The following is a 12,997-nucleotide window of genomic DNA, read 5'->3' as shown; positions in this document are numbered from 1 at the left end:
ACAGTAAAGGGAGAAGGTGTTGAATATGTATCCCGCTTCCCATTTGCAGTGGGAACAGGGGGTAAATCAAATATGCCTTATATCATTGGTGCAGTACTCTTGATAGCAGGCGTCGGCTTCTTCTTCATGCGCAGTGGTGGTAGTAATAAAAATAATACCGAAGCTGCGTAGCCAGCATGTCAGAGGTAGACGACGATAATGCGTGAGATATCCAATCTTCTCTGACCTGCGCAACGATACCTGACTAAATAATGGGATTTAGGAGTACCTCTAAAAGTTCGTAGATTTAAACAAGATGGGGTGAGAACAAAAAATACTGACGCAGCCTATACGAGGTATTGTGACAAAATATAGTTCTTTAGAGATACTCGTAGATTAAGGTTTCCTTCGATTCTTTTGGTAATGCCAATAAACCCCTATGCAGATCGCACACGCAACGATTAATATCGCGATAATGTTATGCAGGTATTCCTTAATCAGATGCTCATTGGCACCAATGTAATAGCCGAGTAACGCCAAAATAATGACCCAGATTCCTGCACCGAGACTGGTATAAATACTAAATACCGCTAAATCCATTTTTGCTAATCCGGCAGGAAGTGAGATATATTGTCGCACGACTGGTATGAGTCGCCCTGTAAAAGTAGAGATATGGCCATGGCGCGCAAAAAAATCTTCCATTTTTTGCATTGTAATCTCGCTAAACATAACATATCTGCCATACTGGATAAGGAACGGCCGCCCGAATCTAACTGCTAAATAATAATTAAATAAAGCGCCAGCCAAACTGCCCGCAATACCACTGAGAATCGCAGCGAAAATGTTCATTTCTCCTTTGGAAGCAAGGTAACCGGCAGGAATCATTACGACTTCGCTAGGAAAAGGAACAAAACTGGATTCTAATGCCATCATTATAAAAATTCCTGGATAGCCAAGTGCACCAACAGTTTGCACTATCCAGTTAATGATCTCGTACAAAAGTAACGACCTAAATTAGAATTGAAGTGGATTGCCGCAAATTATGGCAGGGCTTCTTCTTGCTGCTTTTTTTCTGGTTTTACAAGATCTTCGCGCTTGACGCCTAGTAGCATGAGTATTGGGCTGGCAACTAGCGTCGAAGAGTAAATGCCGAATAGAATGCCGATGGTCAATGCAAGCGCAAAATAGTAAAGTGCTTCACCACCGAAGAGCAGCATCGCAATAACGACCATTTGAGTGCTGCCATGTGTAATGATAGTACGAGACATGGTGCGAGTAATCGCATTGTCAATAACTTGTGTAACAGGCGCCTTGCGTAGTTTACGAAAATTTTCTCGGATTCGATCGAATATGACGACCGACTCATTAACTGAATAACCCAAGATCGCAAGCACGGCAGCTAAAACGGTCAAAGAAAATTCCCATTGGAAGTAAGCGAAGAAACCTAGAATGATGATAACATCATGGAAATTCGCAATGATGCCTGCAACACCGAATTTCCATTCAAAGCGCACTGCAAGATACGCCACAATGCCGAGTGAAACAAACAGCAAGGCCAATGCGCCATTTTCAAGTAATTCCTGGCCAACTTGAGGGCCAACGAATTCAATTCGGCGAATTTCGATAGTGTGATCGGCATTCTTTAAAGCGTCTATCACAAATTCTGATAATTTGGTACTGGAGAGTTCATGTTTAGCGGGTAACCTAATCAATACATCGCGCGAACTACCGAAGTTCTGAACTGAAACATCGGTGATCTCCAATGTATTAAGCACCGAACGAATCGCACCCAGATCGGCTGGTTGTGAATAACTGACTTCCAGCACTGTTCCGCCAGTAAAGTCAACACCCAGGTTTAAACCTCTTGTAGATAAAAAGAAAATGGCAAGAACAAAAGTGATGACAGAAATGGTAGTGGTATATTTCCCCCAGCTCATGAAGGGAATATCGCGTTCAAATCTAAAAAATTCCATGGTTTTGAGAGTCCTGAATAGCTGCTTGAGAGCCGTTTCTAATACTGATTTGAGAATATGAGGCGCAATATCAATTGTAATTGGTTACGAGCGCTTTGAGGTTTTAGGTTTCCAGACTGCACCAATCGAGATTTTTTCTAATTTACGCTGATTACCATAAATCAGATTGACCATGGCGCGTGAAATTGTTACAGCACTGAAGACGGATGTAAGAATACCTAGGCATAATACTACGGCAAATCCCTTGACTGGACCTGAACCAAAAGCAAACAAGGCAATACCTGCAATCAACGTGGTAATATTCGAATCCAAGATCGTGCCGAATGCGCGTTCATAGCCCGCATTAATGGCAATGTGGGGAGATACGCCACTACGAAGTTCTTCTCGAATTCGTTCGTTGATAAGAATGTTTGCATCAATTGCCATCCCAAGCGTTAGTGCAATCGCTGCCATGCCAGGGAGCGTGAGCGTAGCTTGTAGAATCGAAAGTAAACTGATCAGAAGCAATAAATTTGCACTGAGGGCAAGAACGGAGATGACGCCAAACGCCTGATAGTAAAGCATGATGAATAGTGCTACCGCCAGGAATCCAAATAAGGTCGAATTGAATCCTCTCGAAATGTTATCTGCACCCAGGCTCGGCCCAACGGTTCGTTCTTCAATGATTTCCATTGGTGCGGCAAGTGCGCCTGCTCTTAATAGCAAGGCTACGTCGCGTGCCTCTGTGCTACTCATGCGACCACTAATTTGGACACGCCCTCCACCAATTTCTTCACGTATCACCGGTGCAGTAATCACTTCTGAGTGATTCTTTTCAACGAGCAAAATAGCCATTCGCTTACCGACATTGGCGCGGGTGAGTTGTTTGAAAATCCGTGCGCCATTGCTATCAAGTGTGACATGTACCGCAGGCTGGTTATCGCTGTCAAAACCAGGTTGTGCATCCGTGATGCGATCACCTGTCAGTAAAACTTGTTTTTTGACTAGAAGCGGATTTCCTCCACGTTCAGTGAATAATTCGGCCCCAAAGGGAACCTGGCCTTGCAAAGCAGTCTCGAGATCACTTTCATCATCGACCATCCGAATTTCCAAGGTGGCCGTTCTACCCAAAATATCTTTAGCTTTGGCTGTGTCTTGCACGCCAGGCAGCTGCACGATGACCCGATCAGAACCAGCCTGCTGAATGATTGGTTCCGCCACACCGAGCTCATTAATACGATTGCGTAAAGTGGTAATGTTTTGTTGTAAGGCAGCACTTTGCATACGGGTATGCGCATCCGGCTTGACAGTTGCAAGCAAACGGAAATCTCTATCGGTATCTTGTGTGCGCAGCTCTAGATCGGCATATAATTTTTTGAGTTCTGTTTCTGCTTTTGAACGTGATTGCTCGTCTCTAAATTTGATAACGAGTTGAGAATTATCCCGATCTAATCCTGCCGAAGGAATTCTCAATTCGCGCAAATTGCTGCGAATATCGGCACTATATCGATCTAGAGACTTGGATAATGCGCCATTCATATCAACTTCCAGCATAAAATGAACGCCACCCCGTAAATCAAGCCCTAGATACATGGGAAGCGCACCAATACTCGTTAGCCACTGAGGAGAGTTAGGAATGAGATTGAGTGCGACAATGTAATCTGCGCCCAACTCAGATTGCAAAATGTCTCTAGCTTTAATTTGAATATCGGTGTCGGTAAAACGGACTTTAATGCTATTTCCTTCAACAATGGCACCATTGGTATCGATGCCATGCTTTTTAAGCGTTTCTTCTATTTTCTGTAGCAGTGTGGTGCCCGTTTCCGCTGTGATCCGTAAGGGTGAAATTTGTATTGCAGGCGACTCACCAAAAAAATTAGGTAAGGTATACAGAAGACCAATCAGAAGCGAAATCACAACAATCAAATTTTTCCAGACAGGGTAGCGGTTCATGATATTAATTGATTAAAGACAGAGGACAAAAGTGATTAGATTGAGATGAGCTTGAACCATTTGGATCATTAGCTTTTATCTGGCGTAGTTTATTTTTGTGATTCGTTGGAAGATGTCGCGTTGCTATCTTCGCTATCACTTTCTTGGGTATCACTTGCTTTTTGTGGTTTGTTATTTTTAGGCATTTTGTTGCCTTTACCTGTATCGATATTTTTTAATGTCCCTTTCGGTAATAAGGTTTGTACGCCTGCTTTGAGCACGGTAATTTCAATATTGGGGGCAATTTCCAGAGTAATGTAGCTTTCTCCTACACTTGTAACACGGCCTAATTCCCCTCCACTGATAATCACTTCATCCCCTTTTTGCAAACCTTCCCTCATCAATTTCTGTTCTTTTGCACGCTTGGTTTGTGGGCGAATCAACAAAAAGTAAAAGATAACGAGAATACCAATTAATGGCAGAAGGCTCATCAAACTTGGCTCGGCTTGTGTGCTAGTTGCCGCTTGGGCATAAGCTTCATTTATCAGCATTATATTTTCTCCCTAAGAGGTAGATTAAAAATAACCATTTTAGCATGCTGCGGCATAATGCTGTATTTTACAATTTGGAATAAAAATGCAGATCAAAAATCAGACCTGATTTTCTGCAACTCAATTTTTTGGAGAGACTGTCTATTGAATCTTTTAGTACAAGAGCCGTGTTGCGCTTCTGATTAGGTTTTAGCACATAATTTTGACGGAATGAGGTACTGCTGCTATTATGCGAACCATTGGCGCGGGGTGGAGCAGTCTGGCAGCTCGTCGGGCTCATAACCCGAAGGTCGTAGGTTCAAATCCTGCCCCCGCAACCAGCTTATCCTCGCTCAAAATATCCGTTTTCATACACCTTTTCAGTAGATGCAGATTTACGGGATGAACGTGTATTTAGGTTAATCATCACGTTCTTGTCTGACAAATCTTTTTCGAAAGAAAATTTGTCGACATCAGAATCTTCCTGCCAACGCTATTTTTGATCACATGATTCGGCCATCATTTTGACATGTTGCAACAAAAGATCGTGATTGCTAATCTTTCTGCTTGAAAATAATTCGGAATGCCCAGCTTAAAATTCTGATATGCAATCTTTCCGAGTCGTCTGAATGAGCGCATTCATTTTTTCGGATTTACTTTCTTTTTTGGCTCGATTGCGATTGGCAATATTTGTAAAAATTATTGATTTTGCTAAGTTATTGCGTTTTGTGCATGAGATTATGGCTATCTACACCAACGGTTCCGTACCTTCTTCCAGAATCGCCAGATAAGCCTTGTACGCAAACAGCCGGTCGCGCTGACGACCGGTTATTTCTTGCACGATTCCGGCTTTCTCCAGATGCTGGAGAGCTGTATTGATCGTCGGCATGGTAAGTCCCAATGGAACGACCAAATCTTTCGGAGCAATGATCGGTTTTTTTCGCATGTGGGCAAGTATCTTCAGAGCCGATGGCGCAGCTTTGCCGAGAGCTGTTTCGACTCTGCGCTGGTCGGCATTGAACAGGTTAAGAATGCGCTTGGCCGTAGCCACGCCCTGATCGGCGATTTCAATGACACCGCGCAGGAAAAAGCTGACCCATTCTTCCCAATCCCCGGTATCGCGGATATATTGCAGCTGATCGTAATATTCATCCCGTCGAGTCTTGAACCAGAGCGAGAGATAAAGAATCGGCTCTTTCAGAACGCCATCGGCGCAAAGCAGCAACGTAATGAGCAACCGCCCGACGCGGCCATTGCCATCCAGAAATGGATGGATGGTTTCAAACTGCACATGGGCCAGCGCAGCACGAATGAGAACCGGCAGGCCGTCATCATCTGCATGAAGGAATTTTTCGAAAGCGCCGAGGCATTTTTCCAGCCGTTCCGGCGGAGGTGGAACAAAACGGGCTTTTGAGGGCCGTGGGCCGCCGATCCAGTTTTGCGACCGGCGAAACTCCCCTGGTATTTTGGTGGAGCCGCGTCCTTTTGAAAGCAATATTTCATGAATTTCCCGAATCAGCCGCAAGGATAGCGGGAATCCACCACGCATCCGCTCCAGACCGTGATTCAGCGCTGCTATGCAATTGGAGACATCTTGGACATCCTCTTCAGTAGGTGCGCCGGGAGCTGCTTCGCTTTCATGAATCAGAAGACCGGAAAAGCTCGATTGTGTCCCTTCAATCTGCGAAGACAGTAGCGCTTCTTTCCGAACATACATGTAAATGAACAATCCAATATCCGGCAAAAATCCGGCTAGACCATCCAGACGGCCAAGAGCAGCGCTGGCAGAAGCCAGCAAACTGCCAAGCTGCCCCATATCCAGCGGCGGTTTAGGAGGCAGAGTGGACGGAACAAAGGCCTGATATTTTTCCTCTGCCACCGAGCAGGATACAAATTCACCCGTTTCTCTGACCTTCTTCATGGGATCGTTTCCGCCTTTAATTGGCAAACAAAGTAAATTAAAGAATGCATGACAAATTTAATTAGACGTCTTCATTAGTTAAACATCTTTCGCAGGGAAAGGAAATTAATTAAATATATGGCACTAAAATTAATTAACCATTTATGTTAGTGATGCCGCTGGAGAATTGATTTCACGTCTGGAGTCTTTGCTTGACGATTTGTTTGAGAGTGGTCAATTAATTAATCTCTCAGTGATTTTATGTATTTCTGAGTAAAACGCTGGCTCTTCTGTCTGGAAAGGATAAGTTTAAGGGCTCATGGCATCGCCAGTAGACTGTTATGCGAAAGACAGTATCCACTATTAGTTAGCATCTTCCGTACAGAAATGGTTTATATATAGATCATTGTCATATATTATGATCTTTATATGGATCATTATTGTCTTGACATAAAGCTCAATATCTATTATGGTGGTTCACAGAATAATCATAAAGGCTTTTTATGATCTATATATGAACCAAAATAAATTGATGCCAAAATCAATTATACGAACTTACTCACGTTATAGTCGTGAAGCGTCTCTCCTCCTTGGGGAGTTAATTCGCGTTGCACGAAAAGAACGAAAGCTGACCGCTCAAGAGGTTGCAGATCGTGCTGGTATTTCGAGAGGTTTGCTGCAACGTATCGAGAAGGGTGATCTTAAATGCGAGATCGGAGCCGTTTTCGAAGTGGCAGTCATCGTCGGTGTAAAGCTGTTTGATGCCGATGAAACCACACTGACAAGGCATATCCGTCAAACTGAAGATAAGCTGTCGTTATTGCCGAAATCCGTGCGCAGAAAATCCAAGGTGGTGCATGATGATTTCTAGTCATGACAAAGAAGCTTATGTCTGGATATGGTTGCCGGATGAAACGGAGCCTGTCGTTGCAGGAAGGCTCGAAGCTGATAACGGCAATATCCTATTTAACTACGGTAAGCGTTACCTTGAGCGTGCCCGCGACAAAAAACCAGCCATTGCAATTTACGAGCCGGAATTACCTTTAAAAGCAGGCGTATTGCCCCTACACGAAGGCTTGGCCATGCCGGGCTGTATTCGGGATGCCGCGCCGGATGCGTGGGGACGACGCGTCATTATCAACAAAAAATTGGGACGCAAAGGTGCAAGCACGGATACAGGCGAGCTGGATGAATTGTCCTATTTATTAGAATCTGGCTCTGATCGTATCGGTGCGCTCGATTTTCAGCGCTCGCCAACCGAGTATATACCACGCTCAGCAAACAATGTGAGTATGGAAGAGCTCGTTGAATCGGTTGAACGGGTTGAAAAGGGCGTTCCACTTACACCCGAGTTGGATCACGCGCTCTTCCATGGCAGCTCCATCGGCGGGTCACGTCCAAAGGCATTGATCCTGGATCAAGGCAAAAAATACGTCGCCAAGTTTTCTTCCAGCGCTGACTTGTATAGCGTTGTCAAAGCTGAATTTGTTGCAATGCGGCTCGCTGCGTTATCTGGCTTGAATGTTGCGCCTGTAAAGCTCATCAAGGCTGCCAATAAAGACGTGCTTTTGATAGAGCGCTTCGACCGCACAAAAAAAGATCAAGGCTGGTCGCGTAAAGCAATGGTCTCGGCACTGACACTGCTTGGTCTTGATGACATGATGGCGCGTTACGCAAGCTATGAAACCTTTGCGGAAATTATCCGCCATCGTTTTACTGATCCAAAAGCGACACTTGAGGAAGTCTTTTCGCGCCTCGTCTTTAATATTCTTTGTGGTAACACGGATGATCATGCGCGAAATCATGCTGCATTTTGGAATGGCAAAGAACTGACGCTTACACCGGCTTATGATATTTGTCCGCAAGGCCGCACGGGTAACGAAGCTTCACAGGCTATGCTTATCTCCGGCAATAATAATCTTAGCCAATTAAAATCTTGCCTTGCAACCGCTCATAACTTTCTGCTTTCCAAAATTCAAGCACGTGCCATCTTTGAAAAGATGATTTCTGCAATTAAACGGCATTGGGATGGCGTATGTGAAGAAGCTGAACTCAGCGAAGTTGACAAGAGACTGCTATGGGGTAGACAGTTTTTGAATCCCTTCTCGATAGAGTGATTTTCCAAACTAAGTCGTGGAAACCTCGGTAGTTTCAAATGAACGTTCAGTTTCTGAATTGAGAGGCGCTTTCTACCTCGATAATAAACCCATTAAGAAATCAAAATGAGTTTTGCGAATTTGTTTATAGCGTCCGCCCAGAATGTCATAGATTTTGTTCTCATCAAGATTACCAGGGCAATCACTTGCGTGTCGTATCAATATGCGGGGATTGAGGTGCAAGCGATTGCGCAAATCGGCTAAATCGGAGAGGTGTTGCGGTGTAAGTCTGATCCATTCCATCGGGGGAAGCACACGCCAAGCGTTCAGGACAAATTGAACATGTTCCTCCGGCGCTTTGTCACGGACACCAGCCAGCCAATGATCGATTGCGCTGGGCTTGATTGCGTCATTCAGTGATCCTGCAATATTGAGAAGAGCTATTGCGCCGATACCCGTTCGTTCATGTTCGAGTTGAAGCTCCTTCTGGATTTCGGGAGTAATCTTGATCCATTTTGGCATCTCCGACCAGCGCCTGAACACATCATTCCAATGATCAGGCCGCGCCGTTCTCGTCTTGCCATTGAGCCAGCGATTGATCATCGCGGCATCAAGACCTTTTGGGCGATCATTTGCGCCACGTTACATGGCTGAAGCACCAGCACCGCTTGAGCTTTTCAAGTCCTGAAGATACCGTCGCAGCTCATCAGATATTATGATCAATTCCATATCCATGACCTGCCAATTCCAAATCCTGCTCCTTTAAAGAATATTCTCGCAATCGCTGGATTCATGCAAGAAACATAAGCAGATGCGGCGAATAGCGATCATAATATCCGCATAATATGCGGTTATTGCAGTTGCAAAATGCGGAGAATATGGCGGATAATCTCCGCATGAGGTGCGTAGGATGAATCGCTATATCCATGAGTTGTCTGACTGGCCTGATTTCCGCTGGGATCATAAAAAATTATCCGGGTTGCTGGCGTCTGTGCGTCACCGGCAGGGACGTCTGATTGGCAGGATGGATGCGTTGGGATTTCCCTTAAAAGTGGAAGCCACGCTCCAGACCCTGACGCTCGATGTGCTAAAATCTTCCGAAATTGAAGGTGAAATTCTGGATCGTGACCAGGTTCGCTCATCTATTGCCCGGCGGCTAGGGTTGGACATTGGCGCGTTAGCACCCGCTGATCGTCATGTTGATGGTATTGTCGATATGATGCTGGATGCGATGCAAAATTATGCGCAACCACTAAGCACTGAGCGTCTGTTTGGCTGGTATGCAGCCTTGTTTCCGACTGGTTATAGTGGCATGCATAAAATTATCATCGGGCAATGGCGCGATGATTCAAGCGGGCCGATGCAGGTGGTATCCGGCGCTGTTGGAAAAGAGCGGATACATTTTGAAGCCCCTGCCGCCAAGCGCCTTAAAAAAGAAACCGATATGTTCCTGAAGTGGTTTAATGGCAAGGACGATACGGATACCGTTCTCAAGGCAGGCATTGCCCACCTTTGGTTTATCACACTTCATCCTTTCGAAGATGGCAATGGACGTATCGCGCGTGCGATTGCCGATATGGCATTGGCACGATCAGAACAAAGCTCGCAGCGCTTTTACAGCATGTCGGCACAAATCCGGCAGGAAAGAAAAACCTATTACGATATGTTGGAAAAAACTCAAAAAGGTGGCCTCGATATTACATCCTGGCTGGAATGGTTTTTAAATTGCCTTGACCGTGCAATCAACAGCACGGAAGAAACGCTGGGCAGCGTGCTGCACAAAGCCCGATTCTGGCAGCATTATAAGAATGCGCCATTCAATGATCGACAGCGCCTGATGCTGAACAAGCTGTTGGATGGGTTTGAGGGTAAGCTTACATCCTCAAAGTGGGCAAAGATCGCAGAATGTTCTCAGGATACGGCTCTGCGGGATATTTTGGGTCTGATAGAACGCGACATTTTGATTAAAGATGTCGGTGGTGGGCGCAGCACTAGCTATTCCCTAAACAGGATACCAGAAGCCCAATGATGGCTGCTTTTGCTAGTTGATTAATATTATTGGGAATTTTGGATTGCCCTAACATTGCCAAAATTTGTGAATGAGTCTGTTCATCTTTGATGAAGAAACGCTCTTTGGCTCTTTCTGTGAGCTGGAGTATTTTCATCAAATATGCGTGAGCGTATTATTCAGTCAGAGAAGTACTCTGGGCCGGCTGATTTAATTTTTACCGTTCCACATAGGTTATATGGTAATATTTCGTTCTGAAAGGCTGATTGCGGAAAAACAGGTTAAGGGGGTTGTGCATTCCCGCAACCATACAACAATCGAGCGCAATTACAATTAAAGAATCTGCTAAAGTTGGAATTATGAGCCCTTTGCTGAGAGGATTTGCAAAGGGTTTTTTAATTGCAAATCAATGATAAGCTATCCGCAGATTAATGTAGAATAGTCCTTTATACGGCGGGCCTCCCCGCATTGCATGGTAGTGAACCTGGTCAGGTCCGGAAGGAAGCAGCCACAGCTATTTTCTGCAAGTGCCGGGGGTTTGGCTCGCCACCCTAATTTAACCGGCTACGGATAGGTAATATTTGCTTTCATTCTTTGTCTGGTAAATAGCGTGTCCCAATCACAAGTTCTTGCCCGAAAGTGGCGTCCCAAAAATTTTTCCGAGTTGACAGGGCAAGATCATATCGTCACTGCGATTACACATTCTCTCGAACAAAACCGGCTGCACCACGCCTACCTATTTACGGGCACACGCGGTGTCGGCAAAACGACGATTGCAAGGATATTGGCCAGAGCGTTGAATTGTGAAACAGGGGTAACGGCTATGCCTTGTGGGCAGTGTTCAGCTTGTATTGCCATCGATAAAGGGAATTTTGTCGATTTGGTTGAGTTGGATGCCGCCTCTAATACGCAAGTAGATAGTATGCGCGAGCTGCTTGAGAGCGCTTGTTATGCGCCGACCGCTGCGCGTTATAAGGTATATCTGATCGATGAAGTGCATATGCTATCCAAATCGGCTTTTAACGCCATGCTCAAAACCTTAGAAGAACCCCCGGAGCACGTTAAATTTATTTTGGCGACAACTGATCCGCAGAAGATTCCGGTTACAGTACTGTCTCGCTGTCTTCAATTCAATTTGAAACAAATTCCTGTTGCCTTGATTGTGACGTATTTGGAAAAAATACTGTCGCAGGAACAGGTGGTTTCTGATTCAGCCTCTTTACGCTTACTAGGCAGAGCGGCGCAAGGAAGTATGCGCGATGCGCTGAGTCTATTGGATCAGGCCATTGCTTATGGTAAGGGTGCTGTTACGGAAGCAAATGTCCGTGCTATGCTGGGTGTTATTGAACAGGACTACCTCCTTGCATTGCTGGAAGCGTTGGTTCGTAAAGATGCTGTGAAACTGTTGTCGATAGCTGACGAAATGGAGGCGCGGAGTTTGTCGATGGACAATGCTTTACAGGATCTCGCGACCGTGCTCCATCTCCTGGCAATGGCGCAGGTAGCCCCGCAAGCGATAGATGAGACGTTGCCGGAGCGTGAGCAGATATTTGCGTTAGCTGAACGTTTTACTGCTGAAGATATTCAATTGTTTTATCAGATTGCACTTCATGGACGGCAAGACCTGAATTTGGCGCCCGATGAGTATGCCGGGTTTACCATGACATTGATGCGGATGCTAGCATTTTTTCCTGATCGGCTATTGCCAGAAAAGGGGTTTCCTAAGCAATTCGCAAAAGATGAAAGCGCCTTGCAAGCATCGATACAAACAAAGGAGCCACTCCCGGACAATGCTTATCCAATTCCACAGAAAAAGAGTGAACAATCAGATGCGCCTAATCAAGATTGGCTAACAATCGTTAAACAATTGAATTTGGGCGGTATGGCAAAGATGCTGGCACAACATTGTGAAGCACGCTCTTATTCTGGTGATAAGATTGAACTATGCGTGCCGGAAGAGCATAAATATTTGTTAGAGAAAATTTATCAAGATAAGCTGAAGGCCGCAGTGGAAAGCTATCTTGGGAAACCGATAAGCATGACTTTTTCGATAGGCAGCGTAACGGGGATGACATCGATTGCAATGCAAGATCGCGCAAAGCAGGCAAAACAGGCTGAGGCGATCGCTGCAATTGAATCCGATCCTGTGGTGAGAGAATTAATTGAAAATTTTGACGCTAAGCTAATTGTTTCGTCGATCAAACCAGTTGAACAACGGAGACAAAAAAATGATGAAAGCTAATTTAGGTAACTTAATGAAGCAAGCCCAGCAAATGCAGGAAAATATGAAGGCGATGCAAGAGCAGTTGGCTACCATGGAAGTGGAAGGTCAATCGGGTGCTGGCATGGTCAAAGTAGTGATGACTTGTCGCTATGATGTAAAGCGAATCAACATAGACAATAGTTTGATTGGTGAAGACAAGGAAATGCTGGAAGATTTGATTGCTGCCGCTGTGAATGATGCTGTGCGCCGTGTTGAAGCAACGACACAAGAAAAAATGGCCAGTTTGACAGGTGGAATGGGTTTGCCCCCAGGGATCAAGCTACCTTTTTGATCGATAAGGGTGATTTCCTTTGTTTCGAGTACAGGATCTTTCATA

At 45.1% G+C, this 12,997-nt stretch carries 11 protein-coding genes, 1 tRNA gene and 1 other RNA gene; 7 read left to right on the top strand and 6 right to left on the bottom strand.

Annotation, left to right across the window (positions count from 1 at the left end):
• Positions 1 to 375: 375 nt before the first annotated feature.
• The 4 genes from C8R30_RS11535 to yajC all read right to left on the bottom strand — a co-directional run bounded on the left by C8R30_RS11535 (position 376) and on the right by yajC (position 4,414).
• A complete protein-coding gene (locus tag C8R30_RS11535; protein WP_090672687.1) occupies positions 376 to 912 on the bottom strand; it encodes a DedA family protein in 537 nt (178 codons plus the stop codon).
• Between the two features lie 107 nt (positions 913 to 1,019).
• Positions 1,020 to 1,952: a protein translocase subunit SecF gene (secF, locus tag C8R30_RS11530; RefSeq protein ID WP_107790169.1), complete on the bottom strand. Its 933-nt coding sequence runs from the start codon at positions 1,950 to 1,952 to the stop codon at positions 1,020 to 1,022.
• Between the two features lie 84 nt (positions 1,953 to 2,036).
• Complete coding sequence (secD, locus tag C8R30_RS11525; RefSeq protein ID WP_107790168.1) at positions 2,037 to 3,884, bottom strand: protein translocase subunit SecD; 1,848 nt, start codon at positions 3,882 to 3,884, stop codon at positions 2,037 to 2,039.
• Between the two features lie 89 nt (positions 3,885 to 3,973).
• Positions 3,974 to 4,414, bottom strand: a complete 441-nt coding sequence (gene yajC, locus C8R30_RS11520) for a preprotein translocase subunit YajC (protein ID WP_107784596.1) — start codon at positions 4,412 to 4,414, stop codon at positions 3,974 to 3,976.
• Between the two features lie 243 nt (positions 4,415 to 4,657).
• On the opposite strand from yajC, the gene C8R30_RS11510 reads away from it, so the two are divergent.
• Positions 4,658 to 4,734: transfer RNA gene (locus C8R30_RS11510), tRNA-Met, on the top strand.
• 407 nt (positions 4,735 to 5,141) lie between these two features.
• On the opposite strand, the gene C8R30_RS11505 is transcribed toward C8R30_RS11510, so the two are convergent.
• Complete coding sequence (locus tag C8R30_RS11505; protein ID WP_107790166.1) at positions 5,142 to 6,314, bottom strand: Fic family protein; 1,173 nt, start codon at positions 6,312 to 6,314, stop codon at positions 5,142 to 5,144.
• A 511-nt stretch (positions 6,315 to 6,825) separates the two neighbouring features.
• Between C8R30_RS11505 and C8R30_RS11500 the strand changes: the two genes are divergently transcribed.
• Positions 6,826 to 7,164 carry a helix-turn-helix domain-containing protein gene (locus tag C8R30_RS11500; protein ID WP_090670941.1) on the top strand — a complete coding sequence of 113 codons (339 nt, stop codon included), beginning with the start codon at positions 6,826 to 6,828 and terminating at the stop codon, positions 7,162 to 7,164.
• Entirely contained in the window at positions 7,151 to 8,410 is a 1,260-nt protein-coding gene (locus C8R30_RS11495; RefSeq protein ID WP_107790165.1) for a type II toxin-antitoxin system HipA family toxin, read from the top strand. The genes C8R30_RS11500 and C8R30_RS11495 overlap by 14 nt, the downstream gene beginning before the upstream one ends.
• A 72-nt stretch (positions 8,411 to 8,482) precedes the next feature.
• Here C8R30_RS11495 and C8R30_RS11490 read toward each other — a convergent pair whose 3' ends face one another.
• Positions 8,483 to 8,992, bottom strand: coding sequence for a hypothetical protein (locus C8R30_RS11490; protein ID WP_107790164.1), 510 nt, complete (start codon positions 8,990 to 8,992; stop codon positions 8,483 to 8,485).
• A gap of 307 nt (positions 8,993 to 9,299) precedes the next feature.
• Between C8R30_RS11490 and C8R30_RS11485 the strand changes: the two genes are divergently transcribed.
• The 4 genes from C8R30_RS11485 (at position 9,300) to C8R30_RS11470 (ending at position 12,952) form a co-directional block, all read left to right on the top strand.
• The gene (locus C8R30_RS11485) at positions 9,300 to 10,418 is read left to right on the top strand and encodes a Fic family protein (RefSeq protein WP_107784575.1); all 1,119 of its coding nucleotides are present in this window, start codon (positions 9,300 to 9,302) and stop codon (positions 10,416 to 10,418) included.
• 431 nt (positions 10,419 to 10,849) lie between these two features.
• An RNA gene (ffs, locus tag C8R30_RS11480) (signal recognition particle sRNA small type) lies at positions 10,850 to 10,948 on the top strand.
• A gap of 59 nt (positions 10,949 to 11,007) precedes the next feature.
• On the top strand, positions 11,008 to 12,639 hold the full coding sequence (dnaX, locus tag C8R30_RS11475) for a DNA polymerase III subunit gamma/tau (RefSeq protein WP_107784574.1): 1,632 nt from the start codon (positions 11,008 to 11,010) through the stop codon (positions 12,637 to 12,639).
• Positions 12,629 to 12,952: a YbaB/EbfC family nucleoid-associated protein gene (locus tag C8R30_RS11470; protein ID WP_177182351.1), complete on the top strand. Its 324-nt coding sequence runs from the start codon at positions 12,629 to 12,631 to the stop codon at positions 12,950 to 12,952. Before dnaX ends, C8R30_RS11470 begins: the two co-directional genes overlap by 11 nt.
• The last annotated feature ends 45 nt before the right edge of the window (positions 12,953 to 12,997 follow it).

It is taken from the genome of Nitrosomonas nitrosa, assembly GCF_003051105.1.
Classification (GTDB): Bacteria; Pseudomonadota; Gammaproteobacteria; order Burkholderiales; family Nitrosomonadaceae; genus Nitrosomonas; species Nitrosomonas nitrosa.
This window is presented reverse-complemented; position numbering and strand designations above follow the sequence as displayed.

Bases quoted from the DNA above. Each gene is read 5' to 3' on its own strand.
- C8R30_RS11535 (WP_090672687.1), bottom strand. From the start codon at position 912: ATGATGGCATTAGAATCCAGTTTTGTTCCTTTTCCTAGCGAAGTCGTA.
- secF (WP_107790169.1), bottom strand. From the start codon at position 1,952: ATGGAATTTTTTAGATTTGAACGCGATATTCCCTTCATGAGCTGGGGG.
- secD (WP_107790168.1), bottom strand. From the start codon at position 3,884: ATGAACCGCTACCCTGTCTGGAAAAATTTGATTGTTGTGATTTCGCTT.
- yajC (WP_107784596.1), bottom strand. From the start codon at position 4,414: ATGCTGATAAATGAAGCTTATGCCCAAGCGGCAACTAGCACACAAGCC.
- C8R30_RS11505 (WP_107790166.1), bottom strand. From the start codon at position 6,314: ATGAAGAAGGTCAGAGAAACGGGTGAATTTGTATCCTGCTCGGTGGCA.
- C8R30_RS11500 (WP_090670941.1), top strand. From the start codon at position 6,826: ATGCCAAAATCAATTATACGAACTTACTCACGTTATAGTCGTGAAGCG.
- C8R30_RS11495 (WP_107790165.1), top strand. From the start codon at position 7,151: ATGATGATTTCTAGTCATGACAAAGAAGCTTATGTCTGGATATGGTTG.
- C8R30_RS11490 (WP_107790164.1), bottom strand. From the start codon at position 8,992: ATGATCAATCGCTGGCTCAATGGCAAGACGAGAACGGCGCGGCCTGAT.
- C8R30_RS11485 (WP_107784575.1), top strand. From the start codon at position 9,300: ATGAATCGCTATATCCATGAGTTGTCTGACTGGCCTGATTTCCGCTGG.
- C8R30_RS11470 (WP_177182351.1), top strand. From the start codon at position 12,629: ATGAAAGCTAATTTAGGTAACTTAATGAAGCAAGCCCAGCAAATGCAG.